Source organism: Pseudoalteromonas sp. P1-8 (assembly GCF_001399985.1).
Taxonomy (GTDB): domain Bacteria; phylum Pseudomonadota; class Gammaproteobacteria; order Enterobacterales; family Alteromonadaceae; genus Pseudoalteromonas.
In genome coordinates, this window is record NZ_LJSO01000010.1 from 1 (window position 1) to 20,451 (window position 20,451).

Here is a 20,451-nt window from a genome sequence, read left to right on the forward strand (position 1 = left end):
CATGGCAAAAGAAAAGTTTGAACGCGTAAAACCGCACGTAAACGTTGGTACAATCGGCCACGTTGACCACGGTAAAACAACTCTAACAGCAGCAATCACTAACGTACTTGCAAAAGTATACGGTGGTGTAGCTAAAGACTTCGCATCAATCGATAACGCTCCAGAAGAGCGTGAGCGTGGTATCACAATCTCAACTTCACACGTTGAGTACGATACTCCAACTCGTCACTACGCACACGTAGACTGTCCAGGACACGCCGATTATGTTAAAAACATGATCACTGGTGCTGCTCAAATGGACGGCGCAATCCTAGTAGTTGCTGCGACTGACGGTCCTATGCCACAAACTCGTGAGCACATCCTACTTTCTCGTCAGGTTGGTGTACCTTACATCATCGTATTCATGAACAAATGTGACATGGTTGACGACGAAGAGCTACTTGAGCTAGTTGAGATGGAAGTTCGTGAACTTCTTTCTGAGTACGACTTCCCAGGTGATGACTTACCACTAATCCAAGGTTCAGCGCTTAAAGCGTTAGAAGGCGAGAAAGAGTGGGAAGACAAAATCGTTGAGCTTGCAGAAGCACTAGATTCTTACATCCCAGAGCCAGAGCGTGACATCGATAAGCCATTCATCATGCCTATCGAAGACGTATTCTCAATCCAAGGTCGTGGTACTGTTGTAACTGGCCGTGTTGAAGCTGGTATCATCAACGTGAATGACGAAGTTGAAATCGTAGGTATCAAAGAAACTACGAAGACAACTTGTACAGGTGTTGAGATGTTCCGTAAGCTTCTAGACGAAGGTCGTGCGGGTGAGAACATCGGTGCACTTCTACGTGGTACTAAGCGTGAAGACGTTGAGCGTGGTCAAGTACTAGCTAAGCCTGGTTCAATCACTCCACACACGAAGTTCACTTCAGAAGTATACGTACTTTCTAAAGATGAAGGTGGTCGTCACACTCCATTCTTCAAAGGTTACCGTCCACAGTTCTACTTCCGTACAACTGACGTAACAGGTGACGTACAGTTACCAGACGGCGTTGAAATGGTAATGCCTGGTGATAACATCAAGATGACTGTAGAACTAATCTGCCCAATCGCGATGGACGAAGGTTTACGCTTCGCTATCCGTGAAGGTGGCCGTACAGTTGGTGCTGGTGTTGTTGCAACTATCGTTGAGTAATCAACTATAGTGATGCATTAAGCATTGAGAAAAACCCGAGCTTAGTCTCGGGTTTTTTTATGGGTGAAAAAGCTATCAGCTGTCAGCTATCAGACGTCAGATTCGATCGGTGGGGTTGGTTTGTGTGGTGTCTCACTCAGTATTTGCCCTGTTCACTCTTCGGGTAGGTTGGTTTGAGCGAAGCGAAACCCAACTATCATAAAGCATTCCCAAGGTTATGCTTGAACTAGAACCTAGAACCTAGAACCTAGAACCTTTACCCTCGCTAACTCGCTAACTCGCAACTTCCCTATGAACTAATTCACTCTTTTAGCACTCTTAAAAATAAAACGAGGCGCTAGGGTGTTAAAAGGGAATTACAAAGCATGGATCATCTCAATTTCGTTACATGCTGTTTTGTTGCTGTTATTTACTCGATATGGAAAGTCTTTGAAACTCCCCGCAGTCGCTGAACCGCCAAAAGTAATCAACGCGTATGTGAGTGTTGATTTAACTTCGTTACCTAGTTTGCAGAAACCTCAAGACAAACCTTTAGCAGAACACTCGCAAGTAGTTCCAAGTGAGGCTAAGCCTTTGCCAAAAAACGAAGATGTTTCGCAGGGGAGCTCTCAACAGATGACTGACGCTAAGGCAATTAATCCCACTATAAATGAACCAAAAGAAGCTACCTCTGAGGTTGTAAAGCCTAATCAGACACTTGAGAATTCAAAAATAGCCGAAGAGCCATTTAAAAAGCTCAACCCTTATGCACCAATCCCACAGCTTAATTTTGAAAATGGTTCTGCTAATGCGTCTTTGTTTGGGCAGGGTGAAGCGACGATTAGTAATAGCCCCGCAGGCAGGGTTACGGTGCCCGCACAATTAACCGTCTCTGATAAAGCAACTGTCGTTTGGCAAAATGGCGATGGCAGCAAGCGTATCGAGGTGCTAAATGGCATGTGTTACGGCATAGATTTTAATTCGGTGTTTGGTAAATCTGGAGTGCCAAGCGGATCCCCAAGACCCTGTGAAGATAAAGAAGCAAAACTATTTAAAGATATAATGAATAAGTGGAGTAAAAAGTAATAACAAAACACTTTACCTCAACTTAACTTGAGCTTTTAAAGTAGCGTTTTTTGTAATGGATATCGCTATGAACTCACTAGAAAACTATTTATTAAGCTTACAAATCAATTGTTATCAAACATCAGTGATACAGATTTCTCAAGTACAAACACGTATTTGGCAGTCATTACAAAATAGTTCTAGTTATGCTCATAATGTAATCGAAGAGTTTGAATTAAATGGGCAGTCTACGCATTACCAACATGCCGCCCTATTTACACTGGTTTTACAGCAACTCGGTTATAAAATACAACCAACAGCAGAAAATACTTTGTCGGTAAGGCATAACCATTTGTTACATGACATTCGTCTTGTTGAGCAGTTAAACCCTAATGAGGCTTAAGTCATGTTTTATCGTATAAAAAGGCACTTAGCCGAAACTAAGTGCCTTGGCTTAACGAAGTTACCAAATCATTTCTACAAATTCTGGGTGATCCACAAATGGGTTGCGGTTACCTTGATGTTCATAAGCTGCTTGGTTACGGTCAAGCTCTAATTGGCTAACAGGATCCTCGTTATGCCACTTTAATAACATAGCAACAACCCAGCTCTCAAAAACCTGATTAGATGAACCATTCAGTACAGCATTACTATAGGTTGTGTTGTTTTGCCATGAGCCAATCACGTTTTCATAGCGTGTTGCCATATAGAAATACGCTCTTGCAAAGTCACCTTTAAATTCATCAATAGGTTCAAAAACCGTTCCTGAATAATTTAATGAGCTAGCAGCGCTGCCTAATTTGCTGCCGTTACTAGAGGTGTAGCTTGCACTAGCTACTTCACCAAATGGGTAATTACTGCGTTTTGAATTGACATAACCATCAGTGGCAAAAATGTGATGCACGTCTGAATTCATTGGCTCAACTGTTCCACCAAACCAACTTTTCGGGAAAGAATGCTCACGGTTGTAGCAATCTGCTTCGCTGTTGTATGTCCCACATTGGTCGCTCACAGCAACATAGTTGTAGCTATCTTGGCCTGCAGGGTTTTCTGAATAACGGTCTAAAATAGAGTTGTCGTTTTCAAAATACTTATCGCGTGAAGCAACATCGTAAAAGCTCCAAATCGCAGAATAGCCTTGTGAGTTGTGATCTTTAATGATGTTGTATAACTCTGTTTTCAGTGCATAACCGCTAAGGCCTTGCGTTGTAACATAGTATCCCGTTGGCTCTGTTGGGGTTGTACCACCCCCGTCACCGCCGCCTGAGCTATCACCCAAAGTAAACGGCGTTGCTTCGGAGCTTTGGAAGCTTGCACCAGAGGCAAGTACTGTTTGATCTAAAGAAAGACTGTAACTGCCATTGCCGAATGAGCAGCAAATACCATCACCATAGCTATCAAAAATCGTAAAGGTATAGTCACCATCTGTTAAACATGCTTGTTCACTGTACTGGGTATTTGCAGCATAGCTGCCGCCCGATGCCACTGTGCTACCTTGGCTATTGGTGATTTGCCAGCTGGTTTCTTCACCATAGTTATCGGTAGTGAGCGTTAAAGATACTTGGTTATCTGCGCAGCTGCCTGTAGGAGGTGGCGTTGAGCCAGTGCTTGGTGCAAAGTTATCGACATAAACGACTTCGCTGCCATCAAAGCCTGTTACATCGTAAAAGCGCAGGCCAACACTAATTGACGTGGTAGCAGAGGCCGTGTACTGGTAACTGATTTGTTGCCATTGATTAGTTAATGCCGAATTAGAATAGCCCTGATAGCCATCAACCACTAAACGTGCTTTTACGCCACCTTCTGTATGGTAAACCCAAGTAGAAAACTCATAACTTTCACCCGCCACTACCTCTACTAATTGTTGTAAATCGGTATTACTTTGGGTGCCAGTATTAACCACGACTTGTGCTGAGTAATTACCTGAGTAAACCACATTAGTATTAGCGCTAAGACTAATACCGCTATCAATAGTGCCCCAGCTTGCAGGGGTATTTGCTGACCAGCTTTCGAAGTCGGCGTTACTAACATTTGCCAATGCTGAACTTGCTAAACAAAGTAAGCTACTGGCTAGCATATATTTTTTACATGTCCCGTGTGACATTGTATTTTCCTTTTTTATATTTTAATAGTTTTTGCTGTTCTCAAAATGAACACAGCGAGTATAGGCTAATTGGCTTATGTTGCAATAATGTTAATTAATAAAAGTTTCTTATTTGGGAATTTTTGCTTTTAACATGTTTTTTTTGGATAAATACTAAATTAATAACTAAATGGAATATCAAAGCAGATTCTATTCTTTTTTAATCGCCTCAGACCTCGTTATTCTTCACGCTCAGATAAACCTTTAAAGCATTTCTATTGAGTCTTTAAAGTCGAAAAAATTGTTCGTGAAATGACAGTAGCAAGTTCGTTTCGCAGTTAACTTTTCAGGGTTACGAGGAATAAATTCATGTTGTTAAGTCAACTAAATGCAGCGGCGAGCCCGCTATCGCAAGAGCAAGTACAGAAGCTGCAAGGCTTAGTGGCTGAACTTAATCCAATTCAGCAAGCGTGGGTAAGTGGTTACTTAGCTGCGAATGCCAACGCAGGTGCATTAACCGGTGGTGTTGCTGCCACTCCAGCTGCAGGTGATGCACCGCCGCTAACTATTTTATACGGCTCGCAAACGGGTAACGCAAAAGGCGTGGCGAGCAAGTTAAAAGAGCAGGCAGAGTCGCGCGGTCTAACTGTTAAGCTAGTAAACATGGCTGACTACAAACCAACAGCCCTGAAAAAAGAAAAGTTTATCACGGTTGTTGTTTCAACCTACGGTGAGGGTGAGCCACCAGAAGACGCTGAAAGCCTTCATGAATTCTTAACAACTAAAAAAGCACCAAAACTAGATGGTGTTAAAGTGGCTGTGATTGGCTTAGGTGATTCAAGTTATGAGTTCTTCTGCCAAACAGCAAAAGATTTTGAAGAGCGTTTTAACAAGCTTGGCGCAGAAACTATTTTCCAGCGTGCTGACCTAGATGTAGATTACGATGATGAAGCAGCTAAGTGGATTGATGGTGCACTTGATGCGTTTGAGCCTGATCTTAAAGCGCAGCAACAAGCAAGTGGTGGTCAAGTTGTGGCTATGCCATTTGCTGCAGCGGCACCAGCAGCAAGTCAATACACCAAGCAAAACCCTTTTGCTGCAGAGCTAAGTGTTGTGCAAAAAATTACCGGTCGTGATTCAACCAAAGACGTGCGTCATGTTGAAATTTCATTAGAAGGTTCAGACATTACCTATACACCGGGTGATTCGCTAGGCGTTTACTTCTTAAATGACGAAGCGCTTGTTGATGAAGTACTTACGCTTACACAAATCGATGCATCTAGCACGGTTAAACTTGGCGACGAAGAACTAAGTGTTCGTGATGCATTAATCGAAAAATTAGAATTAACTCAGTCATACCCAGGTTTTGTTGAAAAATACGCAACAGAAACTGGCAGCCCTGATTTATTAAAGTTGGTTGAAGATAAAGCGGCAATGCGTGAGTACATCGAACCTCGCCAAATCTTCGATATTATTCGTCAAAACCCAGCTCAGCTTGAAGCACAAACCTTAGTAGACTGCTTACGTAAACTACAAGCACGTTTATATTCGATCGCATCTAGCCAAGCAGAAGTTGAAGAAGAAGTTCACTTAACTGTGGGTCTGGTTGAGTTTGATGCATTTGGTAGCGAGCACTTAGGTGGTTGTTCTGGCTATTTAGCACGTCGTGCTGAAGAAGGTTGCAAAGTAAAAGTATTCAGCGAGCATAACGATAACTTCCGTTTACCGGCTAATGATGAAACGCCAATTATCATGGTAGGTCCGGGTACAGGTATTGCACCTTTCCGTGCGTTTTTACAAGAGCGTGATGCCCGTGAAGCAAGCGGTAAAAACTGGTTATTCTTTGGTAACCCACACTTTACCCAAGACTTTTTATATCAAGTAGAAATTCAAGGTTACTTGAAGTCAGGTTTACTGACAAAAGTGGATGTGGCGTTTAGCCGTGACCAAGCCGAAAAAGTATATGTTCAAGACAAACTTCGCAAAAACAGCCAAGAAGTATTTGCTTGGTTAGAAGCGGGTGCTCATTTCTATATCTGTGGTGATGCAAACCGTATGGCGAAAGATGTTCATCAGGCGCTTGTCGACATTATCAAAGAAAATAGCGGCAAAGATGATGAACAAGCTGAGCAATATTTAAAAGATTTACGTAGCGCAAACCGCTATCAGAAAGATGTGTACTAATCACGTTTAAAGCTAACAGCCGTCACTGTAACAAATTTAGGAAATACCATGAGCGAACAAGACAAAAACGTAAAGCTTTCTGATAACGAGCGTTTGAAAAGAGAAAGTAACTTTTTACGTGGCACCATTGAGCAAGATTTAAAAGACGAGATCACCGGTGGTTTCACTGCTGATAACTTCCAACTGATCCGTTTCCACGGCATGTACCAGCAAGATGACCGTGATATTCGCCCTGAGCGCGCTAAACAAAAATTAGAGCCATTACATAACGTAATGTTACGTGCTCGTATGCCTGGCGGTATCATCAAGCCAGAGCAATGGTTAGCAATTGATAAGTTTGCTGAAGAAAAAACCAGCTATGGCAGTATTCGTTTAACCACGCGTCAAACTTTCCAGTTCCATGGTGTGCTTAAGCCAAATATTAAAGGCATGCACCAAATGCTTAATAGCGTGGGCATTGATTCAATTGCAACGGCGGGCGATGTAAACCGAAACGTATTATGTACAACTAACCCAGTTGAGTCTGAGCTTCACCAAGAAGCTTACGAGTGGGCTGCGAAGATCTCTGAGCACCTATTACCAAAAACTAAAGCATACGCTGAAATTTGGTTAAATGGCGAAAAGAGTGAAACCACTGAAGAGCCAATTTTAGGTTCAACTTACTTACCGCGTAAGTTTAAAACCACAGTAACAATTCCACCGAACAATGAAGTGGATGTGCATGCGAACGACTTAAACTTCGTGGCAATTGCAGAAAACGGCAAGTTAGTTGGCTTTAATGTGTTAGTGGGTGGTGGTCTTGCGATGACTCACGGTGATACAGCAACGTATCCGCGTAAAGCAGATGACTTTGGTTTTATTCCACTTGAGCATACGTTAAAAATTGCTGAGCACGTGGTGTCTGTACAGCGTGATTGGGGTAACCGCTCTAATCGTAAAAATGCGAAAACTAAGTACACATTAGATCGTGTAGGTTCTGATGTATTTAAAGCTGAAGTTGAAAAACGTGCCGGTGTTCAATTTGAGCAAAGCCGCCCGTATGAGTTCACTCACCGTGGTGACCGTATCGGTTGGGTTGAAGGTATTGATGGTAAGCACCACTTAACGCTGTTTATCCAAAGTGGCCGTATTTTAGATTACCCAAATCAACCTCTTAAAACAGGCTGCCGTAAAATTGCTGAAATTCACCAAGGTGATTTCCGCATGACTGCAAACCAAAACTTGATCATCGCAGGTGTTCCGGCTGATCAAAAAGCGGTAATCGAAGAGATTGCACGCAACCATGGCTTAATTGATGACAGCCATACAGAGCAGCGTAAAAACTCAATGGCGTGTGTGGCATTACCAACCTGTCCGTTAGCGATGGCTGAAGCTGAGCGTTATTTACCAAGCTTAATTGAGAAAACTGAAGCGTTATTAGCTAAGCACGGCATCGGCGATGACAACATCATTATGCGTGTTGTGGGTTGTCCGAATGGCTGTGGCCGCGCCATGTTGGCAGAAGCGGGTCTGGTTGGTAAAGGTCCGGGTAAATACAACGTGTACTTAGGTGGTAACCGTGAAGGCACGCGTATTCCAAAACTGTATTTAGAAAATGTTGGCGAAGACGTATACCTAGAGGCATTCGATAAGCTTATTGGCCAATGGGCAAGTGAGCGTAATGAAGGCGAGTGTTTTGGTGATTTTGTAATTCGCAAAGGCATTGTTGCTGAAGTAAAAGTTTCAGTAACCGATTTTCACGCATAATTTTATAAGCGATACCGCTTTAAGGTTTGGAATTAACCATGAGTGAATTTAAAGACATCTTAACGATGAGCAAAGAAGACCAAACGGCCATGCTGGCTGATATTAATGGTCTTTTGGCTGATAAAAGCGCAGAAGAGCGTGTTGCGTGGGCACTTGAAAACTTACCAAGCACACACTTTTTGTCGTCGAGCTTTGGTATTCAAGCGGCGGTGATGTTGCACTTAGTGACATCGCAGCAGCCAGATATTCCTGTGGTACTGACTGACACTGGTTATTTGTTCCCTGAAACCTATCAGTTCATCGAGCAAATGACGGAGCGACTTTCGCTTAATCTTAAAGTTTATAAAGCTAAGCTTAGCCCCGCGTGGCAAGAAGCGAAGTTTGGTAAACTTTGGGAGCAAGGTGAAGCCGGTATTAAGCAGTATAATCAACTTAATAAAGTTGAGCCTATGAGCCGCGCTTTAAACGAGCTGCAAGCAGGCACTTGGTTTAGTGGTTTACGTCGTGACCAATCATCAAGCCGTGCTGACAAGCAAATTGTTGAAATCAGCCGTGGTACTGTGAAAGTCTACCCACTTATTGAGTGGAACAACCGAGATATTTATCAGTATCTAACTAAGCATGATTTACCGTATCACCCACTTTGGGAACAAGGTTATGTGTCTATGGGTGATGTACACACCACGCGTAAACTTGAACCAGGTATGACAGAAGAAGAGACGCGTTTCTTTGGTTTAAACCGTGAATGTGGCTTACATATTGACGGTGATGGTATCTAATCCTAAATTCCTATCAGAATTTTCGTAAAGCGCAACCTAGGTTGCGCTTTTTTTGTGCTATTTATATACAATCCCTGGCTCAATTTTATGAGAGAAAATTATGAGTCGTGCTGTTGTTTTTTTATTGTTGTTTTTAATTGTGCCTTTAGTGCGAGCAGAAACTTTGAGGGTTGCGCTTTATGACACAGATTACCCTCCATACCATTTAGTTAGTGGCAAACAAAAGGGGTTAGTTGATGAGCTACTTGAGCGATTTGCTGAACAGTACAAGCTGAAAACTGACTATATTTTAGTTCCTGAGGTACGTTCACAGCATTTACTTGATGAAGGCAAGGTTGATGTGCGCTTAGAGTCTGAGCAGTGGTATCGCGGAGGTAATCAATACTATTGGAGTGATAGCATCGCAGTTGTTGAAGATATTTTAGTTATGCCGAGAGGTTGTCATATTCCAGCTATTGATGAGCTAGGTGGTTATGTGTTGATGGCCCGCTTTGGCTACACCTATCCGCAATTTGAAGCGTTGTTTGCATCTGGAAAATTGCACCGTGAGGACTTTTACTCTGAACTAGATATGCTGAAGGCTTTAGTCGACATACAGCAAAATCAACGTGTTGCTGTGATCGCAAAAAACACACTGCAGTGGTATGCCTCAAAAAATAATGCCTTTAAAAAATTCACGGTAAGTGATTACAGTGTGGGCAAAGCGCCAATGCAGTTACAGTTTGCTTATAATGAAAAAGGGAAGCGTATCAGCGAGCAATTTAATGAATTTATGAAAAATCTTAAATCATCCGGTGAATTTGCTAAGATTGAGAGTAACTACCAATAATCGGTAAATGGAATGATTAAGCGTTTTTGTTACCTTGCGGTTATGCTGCTACTAACCAGTGTTGCGCTGCTGTTTTACATTAAAAAGCCAGACGGTAAACCTTACTTAGAACTGAGCATGTTCGAGCGTTACTCAGAAAAAGTTAGTGGTGATGTGAGTGATTTTGCTTCGCAAAGTGCCGATACACTTACCAGCCAAGCAAAAAAGCTCACTGAGAAATTGAGTTTTAGCAAAGACGTTAATACACCTGTTGTTGTTTATAAATGGCAAGATGAACATGGTCAGTGGCACTATGCTGATACACCTCACCCTAATTACGTTAGTACCCCGGTAAGTTTAGATCCGAACGACATAACAGTGCTACCTGCAGAGACTTTTCAGGCAGATGAGAAGCAACCTGCAACCGTTAAAGCTGACGAAGCACCTTCAGCGCTTGGCGTATACGACCCTAAAAATGTACAAAAGATGATGCAAGACGCTGAGCAAGTAAAACAGCTTATGGAGCAACGTAACAAGCAACTTGAACAGCAGCTCAAGGAGCAAGGTGGTAATTAACTTTATTTGTTCTGTGCTTTGAGGTCACTTTCCATTTTCATCAGTAAAATAGTGAGATAAATTTTGGTAGGCAAAGAGAATAGCACACCAACGGCAATACACGCTGCGCTGATCATAATGCCATGTATACCCATACTATCACTTAAGTAATTACCAGCTAATAAAGAATGCCCCAATATAATTAGGCAAATACCTAAAATAATAAAGGTTTTTAAGATTCGAATGATAGTTTGTTCGGTCATACAAGCACCTCACTTTAGCCTTAATTAAAGTGTAGGTGCTGTTGTCATTAATAGGATTGTTCTAAATCAAGCAATTGTCGGTTATTTGTCCAATTTTACTGGGCCGTTGATGTTATCGATGCTTAAATCACCTGAACCCGCTTCGATAATTGTCAGGCCGAGTGTGTCATCCACATAAATGCTGCCAGAGCCATCGGTAATGGTAACCAGCCCTTTGATTTGTCTTACATCTATATCACCAGAGCCATCTTCAATGGTAAGCGCACCAGCCAATGTTTTAATGCTGATACTACCTGATTCATCAATAATACGTGCAGGGCCTTGGCTGTTTTCGATGCGGATATCACCAGAGTCATCTTCAATATCAATACGCCCTTGGCCTTGGTCTATCATAATTGAGCCAGAATCGTCTTCAATGCTGATATTGCCGCTGACATTGCTAATGCGAATATCCCCCGAGTCATCATCAATGTTAATATTACGGCCCCCTTCGATCACAATTGATCCTGAATCATCATCAATACTGATATCGTTTTGCATTGCACGTATCACGATATCACCTGAGTCATCATCAATATCTAGTTTGAGGTTGCTAGGCACAGAGACAATTAAATCAATATGAGGTGATGAACCACTGTAAAACGATAAGCTACCATTATTGAGCTTGCTGATAAGCTCAGCCGTGTCGCCGTGCTTTTCGAGGGTTAGCGTATAGGTCTCATCGCCTTTAGCCGCATAGATATTAGCATTTACTGTGATAGCCGTGGCGTTATTGTCGCCTTTGATGATCAGTGAACCGGCTTCGGCATCGATTTTTAGCTCGTTTATATTTACACCCGACACGCTTAAGTCTTGTTGTTTTTGTTCTGCGATTTGACTAGGAGAGACATGAATAACACAGCCCGTTAATAATAAACTTGATGAGATGGCCGTTGCGCAAATTGCGCGTTTGAATGATGCAATAGTCATAAGGATTCCAAAATTATTGTGATTTTTATCTGGTTAGCATTTGCAAACTATGGTCCAATTTTAACATGCTGATTTTTATGTGCTTTTCATTTTTTGTAAGTAAGTGTGTTGGTCTAAACTGCAATTAATTGGTGATTTAAACAAAAAAGGGGCTGAAAATTCAGCCCCTTAGTTAACTTAAAAGCAATTACTGCTCAGCCAGCATATTACGCAGTACATACTGTAAAATACCGCCGTGTTTGTAGTAATCCCACTCTTTCGGGGTATCTATACGCACATCAACACTAAAGCTAATTTGTTTGCCTTCACTGTTAGTGGCAATCACACTGACTTCATTGGTTTTGTCGTATAAGCCTTCAAAGTCGAATGACTCTTGGCCGGTTAGACCCAGTGACTCATAGCTTTCACCTTCTTTAAATTGTAGGGGTAAAACACCCATACCAATCAGGTTTGAACGGTGAATACGCTCATAGCTTTGTGCAATAACGGCTTTAACACCAAGTAAAAGTGAACCTTTAGCAGCCCAGTCGCGTGATGAGCCTGTGCCATATTCGGCGCCCGCTAAAATAATCAGAGGCGTGCCATCTTGCTGATATTGCATCGCTGCATCATAAATGCTGGCGAGCTCATCGCTTGGTTGCATACGGGTCACACCGCCTTCGGTACCCGGTGCTAATAGATTACGTAAACGCACATTAGCAAAGGTACCGCGCATCATTACTTCGTGGTTACCACGGCGCGAACCATACGAGTTAAATTGTGCTTTTTGTACACCGTGCTCTTGCAAGTAAAGACCTGCTGGCGCATCCGCTTTAATCGCACCTGCTGGCGAGATGTGGTCAGTGGTAACTGAGTCACCTAATTTTGCTAAACAGCGCGCACCACTAATACTTGGAATGCCAGGAGGCTCAATCTCCATACCATCAAAGAAAGGTGCTTTTTTGATGTAGGTTGACGCATCATCCCAATCATAAAGCTTGCCATCAGGAATTTGAATTTTCTGCCAACGATCATCACCTTGATACACATTGCCATAGCTTGATGCGAACATTTCTTTGGTTACAGTTTCGCGGACGAGCTCGTTCACTTCACTAACACTTGGCCAAATATTTTTTAGATAAATGTCATTACCATTAGGGTCTTGCGCAAGCGGCTCGTTATACACGTCTATATCTGTACGACCCGCAATTGCGTATGCAACCACAAGGGGTGGTGAGGCTAAGAAGTTCATTTTCACATCTTGGTGAATACGCCCTTCAAAGTTACGGTTACCCGATAAAATAGAGCTTACAACCAGTTTATGCTTTTGAATTGCATCGGTGATTTCATCAGCTAGTGGGCCTGAGTTACCGATACAGGTTGTACAACCATAACCGACAAGGTTAAAGCCTAAGGCATCTAAGTCATCCATTAAGTCGGCTTTTTTCAAGTAATCAGTCACCACTTGTGAGCCTGGAGCAAGTGAGGTTTTAACCCATGGCTTAACCTTTAACCCTAATTGTTTGGCTTTTTTAGCCACTAGGCCAGCAGCTAAAATAACACTTGGGTTTGACGTGTTTGTACAACTTGTAATTGCAGCAATGACACAAGCACCATCATTAAGCTCAAACTCTTCGCCTTTAAAGTTAACCTTAGCTGCGCCCATAAACTGTGCTTCGTTTACTGGCTCATCAGGGTTGGTGGTTGGGCCTTCATCTTCAATGCGCGCCTCTTGAACATCGCTTTTATCGCGATGTTGCATACGTTCTTCTTGAAAGCCTTTTAAGTGCTCACCAATAATGCTACCTGCTTTATCAAGGGCAATTCTATCTTGCGGACGCTTAGGTCCAGCAAGGCTTGGTACAACATCATCAAGTGATAACTCTAGTGTGTCGGTATAATGAGCTTCATCGCCAGGGTTACGCCATAAGCCTTGGTGCTTTGCATAGTCCTCGATGAGTTTAAGTTGTTTGTCATCGCGGTTAGTTAAACGTAGGTAGTTAATGGTTTCATCATCAATTGGGAAAATACCGCAGGTTGCACCATACTCAGGCGCCATGTTTGCAATAGTTGCACGGTCTGCAAGCGGTAAATCAGCAAGACCATCACCATAAAACTCAACAAATTTACCCACTACGCCATGGTTACGCAGCATTTCTGTCACGGTTAGCACAAGGTCTGTTGCGGTCGTACCTTCTGGCAGGCGACCATTGAGCTTAAAGCCAACGACCTGTGGAATAAGTAAGCTGATTGGTTGACCAAGCATTGCGGCTTCGGCTTCAATACCACCCACACCCCAGCCTAATACCCCAAGACCATTGATCATGGTGGTGTGCGAATCGGTTCCGACTAGGGTATCTGGGTAGGCGAGTGATTTACCATTTTTACTATCGTTAAATACCACGCGGGCTAAATATTCTAAGTTAACTTGGTGTACGATGCCGGTTGCTGGTGGCACGACTTTCAAGTTATCGAAGGCAGTTTGCCCCCAGCGTAAAAATTCGTAACGCTCTTTGTTACGCTCATATTCAAGTTTCGCATTTAAGTCGAATGAGCCATCTTCACCGTAGCCGTCAACTTGCACTGAGTGGTCAATAACAAGCTCAGCAGGTGACAGCGGATTAATCTTCGCAGGGTCGCCGCCAAGTTTTTCCATGGCATCACGCATCGCGGCTAAATCGACAATGGCGGGTACGCCAGTAAAATCTTGCATTACAACGCGAGCAGGTGTAAACGCTACTTCTGCTGATGGTTTCGCTTGAGGGTCCCAGTTTAGTAAAGCATCGATATCTTGCTTTTTAATATTCACGCCATCTTCATTGCGCAACAGGTTTTCAAGTAAAATTTTTAGAGAGAATGGCAGACGTTTTGCTTTGTCGCCTAAACCTTGTAAAGAGTGAATATGGTATTGCTCACCATTAATCGTAAGCTGCTTTTGGGTATCAAAACTGTTATTCATTATTTGCCCCTGTGGTTTGAGCAAGCAATTTGGCTTGCTTTGTTGTTTCCTTTTCGAAATAGACACAGTGTTATTGCAAACTTAATACCAGCTGAGAAATTCATCTAGCTGATGAAAAAATATGCTACCTAATATAGTTGCTGCTGATGTGATTTATTTCAAGGGAAGGAGGCAGATAAAAAGGGTAGTCACTTTAAACTACCCTCAGAAATAAGTGTTTTTAGTTAAGCCAGTTTTGTTGTTTACCTTTATGGCTAATAAACAGTAATAGTAAACCAATAACGATAACACACAATGGCATTGCTAATGCGCTAGTACCAAACATAGCAAGGCTATCTATCACCACAAAATTATAATATTGCTGGACTAATACGGCGATAAACGAGATTGAAAATAACTCGCGCGCAAGGGCTTTTTTTGCCAGTAATAAGATGCTCGCGAAGCTTGCTGCAAACACGGCTATCGCAAAGGCAGCCGTTGACCAGAGCGGTATGTCGCTGTATGCGGCTTGTTGTGCTTCGGGGAGTTGGTTAATCATTTCGGGTGTGATCAACAGTTGCATTACGAACGCAATGACACCTAAAAGATTCCATACAAGGGCTGCCCAAGCAAGTGGCTTGAGCCAAGCTGGAGGATTCATAAATCACCTTTTATTGTTGTTATAATCGCATTCAATTAAAGGTGATTTATGCTAACTAAGCAAGCTCTAGTTAACCAAACGAGATAGGGCGGCGACCGGTTTTTTCGTCTACTTTTGGTTTTTTAGTACGTTTACGCTTCGATTTTTTTGGCGCTTCTTCAGCGCTTTGTGGTTGTGCTTTTTGTACCGGTTCCGGTGGGCGAGGATTTGGTGTTGCATCTTCGCTTAGTGTCAGTTGGAACAACTCACCGTCGAAAGCCAACACGTCACCACTGTATAATTTTTTCCGTTTTATTGTACAAATTTCATAGTTAACCCCAACATAACCTTCACCAATTAAGGCTTTTGCTTGGCCGCCTGTTTCGACTAGGTCGAGCACTTTTAGCAAGTTGCATAACTCTATTGGCTCTTCTTCTAGTTCAATTTCGATGAAATCTTCGTTCATGTTGGTCTCTCTTAATTCAATCGCAGCCATTATAAAGCCTAGCACTCAATTGAACCAAGATTAAATTTTTAAGCTCTTCAAGCGGTTAAAATTTGCAGCAATAAATAATCCGACATTTTTACAAACAGTAAAAAAACTGCAGTATTTGCTGGGTACACTGCGCGCGTTTGGAATTGGTGTACAAATTGCTAAATGCATGTCCGTTTCATTTTTTATTCGTTCAGGAGAAGTTGTAATGGGCGTAAGATCAGCGCTAAGAAAAGAGTTAATGGGTTTGCAAGATTCGTCATTGCTTGCTGCAGATGATGTGCGAGCTTTGTTGACGCAAACAATTAAATCTCAGCCTGAAAAATCAGAACAAGGTTTTGCGTTAATTTCGCGCTTTAATGATAACCATAGCCAGTTAAGTTCAGGTGAAACAAACAAAGAAAAGTTGCTTCAGCATCAAACTCACCGTTTATTTAAAGATATTCTATATACCCGTCAAAGTGTTAATAGTTGGCTAAAAAAACATCTTAGTTGATTTATTGTTTTTCTCACTTTAGACTACGCTTGTAATCTAAAGTGAGAATGAACATGAAAAGGATAATTTCAGCAGCCATATTTTTAATTTTGGCAGGTTGTCAGCAACCAACAGTTTACGTATACACAGAAAACCTTGAACAGTCGCAGTTGCAATCATTAGAGCAAGCATTAAATAAACAAAGCTTACCCTATGAATATACCCAGCTTCCTGTGCCAAGAGAGTTTACTGATGCAACCTTAATGCTATCGAGCGATAAGATTCTTACTCATGAAGCCGAGCAACTAGCTGAAATTATGCAGGGACTGGGTTATCAAGCCGAAATTAAGTACACCACAGATGCCAATCACTTTTACAATCATGGCAATATTGGCTTTTACTTAAAAGCTAAAAATACCACTACCAGTTTTACTATGCCGGCTCGTGTACTCACCACTGGATGCGTTGAAGACAAGTATAATGATCTTGCAGTTACATTTAATGATAAGCAGGCGCACTTTACCCTTACAAGTGGTAGAAAAGTCTCCCTAGATTGGGATTATTTATATGGCTACCTAGTCATTTATTATAAAAATTATTCGCAAACATACAGTCATTTAACGCCAGAAGTGAGCACTCCTTTTGGTATGAAACCATCAGATACTTACCGTTACACGGCACGTGTTAATAGCCCAAGTTGGTTAAATTGCTCATTACAAATTGTGTATATGGACTAGCTTCGCGACTCAAGGTAATTACTAAGCTTAGTAATACGCTCACTCATGCCTTCGATGATGCGGTCTTTAATTTTCTCGCGGATCACATTGGGTAAGCGGGTGAGTGCTTCAGGGGAAATAGCTAACAAAATGGTATCGACTTTTGCGCGTGCGCTGGTACTGTGCTCTCGGTTATTGATAAAAGCACCTTCACCGATAAATTCACCGGGCTCAATGGTGCCAAGTTCGAGTAAATGACTTTGTTTGAATACCATCAGTGAGCCGCTTAGCACGATATAAAGCCGTTTATCAGCATCGTATTGTTTAAAAACAGCGCGGCCTTGTTTGACCAAATACAAATGACTGAATGACTCTAATAACACTTGTCGTTCACTGAGAGTAAACTCTCTAAAGAACGACAATCTGTTAATTATTTCCATTTGTTTAATTAGTGGAATGTGCTCGATTAACTTCATTGACTCACATAGGTATAGCGCGAAATTAGCTAATATTGCGCTCTTTTAGCTTGCGGGTCAATGTATTGCGGCCCCAACCAATCTTCACTGCGGCTTCTTGCTTGTGGCCAGCACAGTTGGCAAGGGCGGTTTTAATCAAACGAGTTTCGAGTTGTGCTTGAATGGCAGGCCAAATATTTTCTTTGCCTTGTTTAAGTTCAAGGTTAAGCCATTGTTGAAATGCATCCAGCCAATCACCTTCTTGCTCAGTCGGTGTAACAGCAACAATCTCTGGTGGTAAATCTTGCTCGCTGATCAGCTCACCCGGTGCCATAACCGTTAACCAGCGGCAGGTATTCTCTAATTGGCGCACGTTACCTGGCCAATTGAATAAGCGCAGTTGCTCAGTGGCTTTAGGGCTTAAAATTTTGCTTTCAACCTGCAACTCTTTGGCACTTTTATGTAAAAAGTGTTGTGCTAGTCGTTCAATATCTTCAGTACGCTCACGTAACGCGGGTAAGCGTAAACGCACCACGTTTAAGCGATGGAATAAGTCGTCACGAAACTTACCTTGTTTTACCAAGTCTTCGAGGTTTTGGTGCGTTGCAGCGATAATACGTACATCAACTTTAATACTTTGATGACCACCAACACGGTAAAACTCACCATCGGCTAACACGCGTAATAAACGTGTTTGTACATCGAGCGGCATATCACCTATTTCATCTAAAAATAAGGTGCCGCCATTCGCTTGTTCAAAACGGCCTTTACGAATACTGTCGGCTCCAGTGAACGCGCCTTTTTCGTGACCGAATAACTCTGACTCGACCAATTCTTTTGGAATGGCAGCCATATTCAAAGCTATAAATTGGTTTTCTTTACGAGGGCTGTGGTTATGCAGGGCACTTGCAACTAGCTCTTTACCTGTCCCTGACTCACCATTAATCAGAACGCTCATACTTGATGCTGATAATTTACCAATTGCCCTAAACACCTCTTGCATAGCAGGCGCTTCGCCTATGATATGCGCATTGGTTTGTGGTGCTTGCTTACGTTTAGTTTTTTTCGTTGAATTAGCACGGCATGCGCTTTCAACCAGCGCGACAGCTTCATCTAAATCGAACGGTTTAGCGAGATACTCAAATGCCCCTTTTTGGAAGGCATTAACCGCTGAGTCTAAGTCTGAGTGAGCGGTCATGATGATCACTGGCAGGCCTGGGTTTTGCTCAGCAATAGTCTCAAGTAACGCCATGCCGTCCATACCCGGCATTCGTACATCAGATACTAATACCGTTGGCTGGCTAAACTTTAATGCATTAAGCACATCTTGTGCGTTCGCATAGCTTTCAGTTTCAAATCCTGCACGTGCCAACGCTTTCTCTAGTACAAAGCGAATTGAGGCATCATCATCAACTAACCAGACTGTTTTCATGACTACTCCAAAAAACCATTAATCCGTAAAAGGCAAATAGATATTAAATTCTGTATGGCCTGGCCAACTGTCACAATCAATGTGGCCATCATGTTGGTCAACCAAGGTTTGCGCTATCGATAAACCAAGCCCTGATCCATTTTCTTTGTTGGTGATCATTGGGTAGAACAAGGTTTCACGTAAGCTCTTGTCTATACCTGGGCCGTTATCCGAAATTTGGATCAGCAAGGTTTTTTTCGGCGCCTTACCTGGGCGCCTGTGTTGATGATTGATGCGGGTTTTTATTCTTATCTCGCCACCATCAACCAGTGCCTGTTGTGCATTACGAATAATGTTCAGTACCACTTGTTGAATTTTACTTTGGTCAATGTACACACTCGGTATACTTGGATCATAGTCTTTCACTAAAGTGATATTGGCATTGTTATCTAACATGCTCAGCTTAATCACTGACTCTAACGCTTGGTGAATGTTGCCATAGGATTTATGTGGCAATTGATTCGGACCAAGTAAGCGGTCTACAAGCTCGCGTAAACGGTCTGCTTGTTCAATGATTAATTCGGCACATTGATCACGTTCTTGCTGATCAACCTCATATTGCAATAATTGCGCCGCTCCGCGAATTCCACCTAAAGGATTTTTAATTTCGTGTGCCAAACCGCGAATTAGATTACGTGCTGCTTGATACTGATGCATTTGGTTCGAAGCTTGATCGTGGCGAATTTCATCATCCATTTGGCGGCATTCAAACAAAATATAATTTTCATCATTGCTGCTTATTCGTCGCGTGCTAATGGTCAGCTTGGCATGGCGAGAATCGACGAACACCACGTCAGCTCTATGCTGGTGGCAATCAACACCATCGAACAACGAATACTGAGCAATGCGTTTTAAGTCTATTGAGTGGTAATTGAATAGGTTATCGAACGGTTGGTTGATAATGCGCTTGGGTCCTAAACCTAAAAGCTCACTGGCGCTATCGTTTGCATAAACCAGTTTAAAATCTCGGTCGAGTAAAATGACAGCAGTACTTAAATTTTTCCAAATACTGTCGAGCAGTTCAGAGTTAAAATGTGTTTCACTGAGCATGATTGCACCATTTTAGTGCGTTTCAATTTAGTGCAGCTTAGCATACTCTTTTTACTTTGCGAGAAGTCATGCCAAAAACCTTAGTTTCCGCCATAAATTGAGGTTCTGTGCATGAAAAAGGTGCTGACTGGGCTAACCGAAACGAGTTTATTATTAGCATCATAAAGTTTAGCTTGTAATGTGTGTTCTCCACGCTCGACCTCTCTTAGTGCAAAGGTCGTGCTATTACTTGGTGCACCATGAGGATTGCCATCAAATAAAAGTTGTACTTTAAATCCGTTTTCAAAGCGTGGGTTAATTCGGGCGGTGACATACACTGAACCGGTATTTTCTCGCACGGTCGCTTCATTAGCAGGAGAAGCAATACTGACTTTAAATTTGACTGGTGTCGCACTTGGTGCGTTATCAAGTATGCTGGTGTCGGTAGCTGGCATGGTCAGGTTTTGGGTATTCATCTTTACTTCGGTAGCGCCAGGGCGCGGTGTATCAGAAAATACTAAAACGCCGTTTTTATCTTTCCAAGAATACACTTTCTGCGCTGCGCTATAGCCAAAAAAGCTTATAAAAATCAGCGATAGTACCAATAAAGTTGTGCTTTTCACCCTGCAACCCTGCAT

20 protein-coding genes are annotated in these 20,451 nt (G+C 42.3%); 10 read left to right on the forward strand and 10 right to left on the reverse strand.

What is annotated here, in order from left to right:
• Nucleotide 1: 1 nt before the first annotated feature.
• The 3 genes from tuf (at nt 2) to AN213_RS14110 (ending at nt 2,633) form a co-directional block, all read left to right on the forward strand.
• The gene (gene tuf, locus AN213_RS14100) at nt 2–1,186 is read left to right on the forward strand and encodes an elongation factor Tu (RefSeq protein ID WP_054564107.1); all 1,185 of its coding nucleotides are present in this window, start codon (nt 2–4) and stop codon (nt 1,184–1,186) included.
• Between the two features lie 342 nt (nt 1,187–1,528).
• Complete coding sequence (locus tag AN213_RS14105; protein WP_055198919.1) at nt 1,529–2,251, forward strand: hypothetical protein; 723 nt, start codon at nt 1,529–1,531, stop codon at nt 2,249–2,251.
• 67 nt (nt 2,252–2,318) lie between these two features.
• On the forward strand, nt 2,319–2,633 hold the full coding sequence (locus tag AN213_RS14110) for a hypothetical protein (protein ID WP_054563433.1): 315 nt from the start codon (nt 2,319–2,321) through the stop codon (nt 2,631–2,633).
• Nucleotides 2,634–2,693: 60 nt separating this feature from the next.
• On the opposite strand, the gene AN213_RS14115 is transcribed toward AN213_RS14110, so the two are convergent.
• Complete coding sequence (locus tag AN213_RS14115; RefSeq protein ID WP_055198920.1) at nt 2,694–4,334, reverse strand: endonuclease; 1,641 nt, start codon at nt 4,332–4,334, stop codon at nt 2,694–2,696.
• A 348-nt stretch (nt 4,335–4,682) separates the two neighbouring features.
• Here AN213_RS14115 and AN213_RS14120 point away from each other — a divergent pair, with 348 nt between their 5' ends.
• The 5 genes from AN213_RS14120 to AN213_RS14140 all read left to right on the forward strand — a co-directional run bounded on the left by AN213_RS14120 (nt 4,683) and on the right by AN213_RS14140 (nt 10,406).
• The gene (locus AN213_RS14120; protein WP_055198921.1) at nt 4,683–6,497 is read left to right on the forward strand and encodes an assimilatory sulfite reductase (NADPH) flavoprotein subunit; all 1,815 of its coding nucleotides are present in this window, start codon (nt 4,683–4,685) and stop codon (nt 6,495–6,497) included.
• Between the two features lie 48 nt (nt 6,498–6,545).
• A complete protein-coding gene (gene cysI, locus AN213_RS14125; protein ID WP_055198922.1) occupies nt 6,546–8,243 on the forward strand; it encodes an assimilatory sulfite reductase (NADPH) hemoprotein subunit in 1,698 nt (565 codons plus the stop codon).
• A 38-nt stretch (nt 8,244–8,281) separates the two neighbouring features.
• Nucleotides 8,282–9,022 (forward strand): phosphoadenylyl-sulfate reductase, encoded by a 741-nt coding sequence (locus AN213_RS14130; RefSeq protein ID WP_054563437.1) that lies wholly within the window; start codon nt 8,282–8,284, stop codon nt 9,020–9,022.
• Between the two features lie 100 nt (nt 9,023–9,122).
• Nucleotides 9,123–9,851, forward strand: a complete 729-nt coding sequence (locus AN213_RS14135) for an ABC transporter substrate-binding protein (RefSeq protein WP_054563438.1) — start codon at nt 9,123–9,125, stop codon at nt 9,849–9,851.
• Between the two features lie 12 nt (nt 9,852–9,863).
• Nucleotides 9,864–10,406: a DUF4124 domain-containing protein gene (locus tag AN213_RS14140; RefSeq protein ID WP_055198923.1), complete on the forward strand. Its 543-nt coding sequence runs from the start codon at nt 9,864–9,866 to the stop codon at nt 10,404–10,406.
• A 2-nt stretch (nt 10,407–10,408) separates the two neighbouring features.
• On the opposite strand, the gene AN213_RS14145 is transcribed toward AN213_RS14140, so the two are convergent.
• The 5 genes from AN213_RS14145 to AN213_RS14165 all read right to left on the reverse strand — a co-directional run bounded on the left by AN213_RS14145 (nt 10,409) and on the right by AN213_RS14165 (nt 15,640).
• Complete coding sequence (locus tag AN213_RS14145) at nt 10,409–10,648, reverse strand: hypothetical protein (RefSeq protein WP_055198924.1); 240 nt, start codon at nt 10,646–10,648, stop codon at nt 10,409–10,411.
• Between the two features lie 81 nt (nt 10,649–10,729).
• Entirely contained in the window at nt 10,730–11,617 is an 888-nt protein-coding gene (locus AN213_RS14150) for a DUF4097 family beta strand repeat-containing protein (protein ID WP_055198925.1), read from the reverse strand.
• A 187-nt stretch (nt 11,618–11,804) separates the two neighbouring features.
• On the reverse strand, nt 11,805–14,555 hold the full coding sequence (gene acnA, locus AN213_RS14155) for an aconitate hydratase AcnA (protein WP_055198926.1): 2,751 nt from the start codon (nt 14,553–14,555) through the stop codon (nt 11,805–11,807).
• Nucleotides 14,556–14,775: 220 nt separating this feature from the next.
• Nucleotides 14,776–15,195: a hypothetical protein gene (locus tag AN213_RS14160; RefSeq protein WP_055198927.1), complete on the reverse strand. Its 420-nt coding sequence runs from the start codon at nt 15,193–15,195 to the stop codon at nt 14,776–14,778.
• Between the two features lie 70 nt (nt 15,196–15,265).
• Complete coding sequence (locus tag AN213_RS14165) at nt 15,266–15,640, reverse strand: RNA-binding S4 domain-containing protein (protein ID WP_054563502.1); 375 nt, start codon at nt 15,638–15,640, stop codon at nt 15,266–15,268.
• Between the two features lie 235 nt (nt 15,641–15,875).
• Between AN213_RS14165 and AN213_RS14170 the strand changes: the two genes are divergently transcribed.
• Both AN213_RS14170 and AN213_RS14175 read left to right on the forward strand, forming a co-directional pair.
• Entirely contained in the window at nt 15,876–16,163 is a 288-nt protein-coding gene (locus AN213_RS14170) for a hypothetical protein (protein ID WP_055198928.1), read from the forward strand.
• Between the two features lie 53 nt (nt 16,164–16,216).
• On the forward strand, nt 16,217–16,879 hold the full coding sequence (locus AN213_RS14175) for a hypothetical protein (protein WP_054563445.1): 663 nt from the start codon (nt 16,217–16,219) through the stop codon (nt 16,877–16,879).
• Here AN213_RS14175 and AN213_RS14180 read toward each other — a convergent pair.
• From AN213_RS14180 to AN213_RS14195, 4 genes are all read right to left on the reverse strand, one after another.
• Nucleotides 16,876–17,334 (reverse strand): Crp/Fnr family transcriptional regulator, encoded by a 459-nt coding sequence (locus AN213_RS14180; RefSeq protein WP_055198929.1) that lies wholly within the window; start codon nt 17,332–17,334, stop codon nt 16,876–16,878. The two genes, AN213_RS14175 and AN213_RS14180, sit on opposite strands and share 4 nt — an antisense overlap.
• Before the next feature lie 25 nt (nt 17,335–17,359).
• Nucleotides 17,360–18,745, reverse strand: a complete 1,386-nt coding sequence (gene ntrC / locus AN213_RS14185) for a nitrogen regulation protein NR(I) (protein WP_055198930.1) — start codon at nt 18,743–18,745, stop codon at nt 17,360–17,362.
• 18 nt (nt 18,746–18,763) lie between these two features.
• Complete coding sequence (gene glnL, locus AN213_RS14190) at nt 18,764–19,834, reverse strand: nitrogen regulation protein NR(II) (RefSeq protein ID WP_054563448.1); 1,071 nt, start codon at nt 19,832–19,834, stop codon at nt 18,764–18,766.
• A gap of 80 nt (nt 19,835–19,914) precedes the next feature.
• Complete coding sequence (locus AN213_RS14195) at nt 19,915–20,436, reverse strand: DUF4124 domain-containing protein (RefSeq protein WP_236702930.1); 522 nt, start codon at nt 20,434–20,436, stop codon at nt 19,915–19,917.
• Nucleotides 20,437–20,451 lie beyond the last annotated feature (15 nt).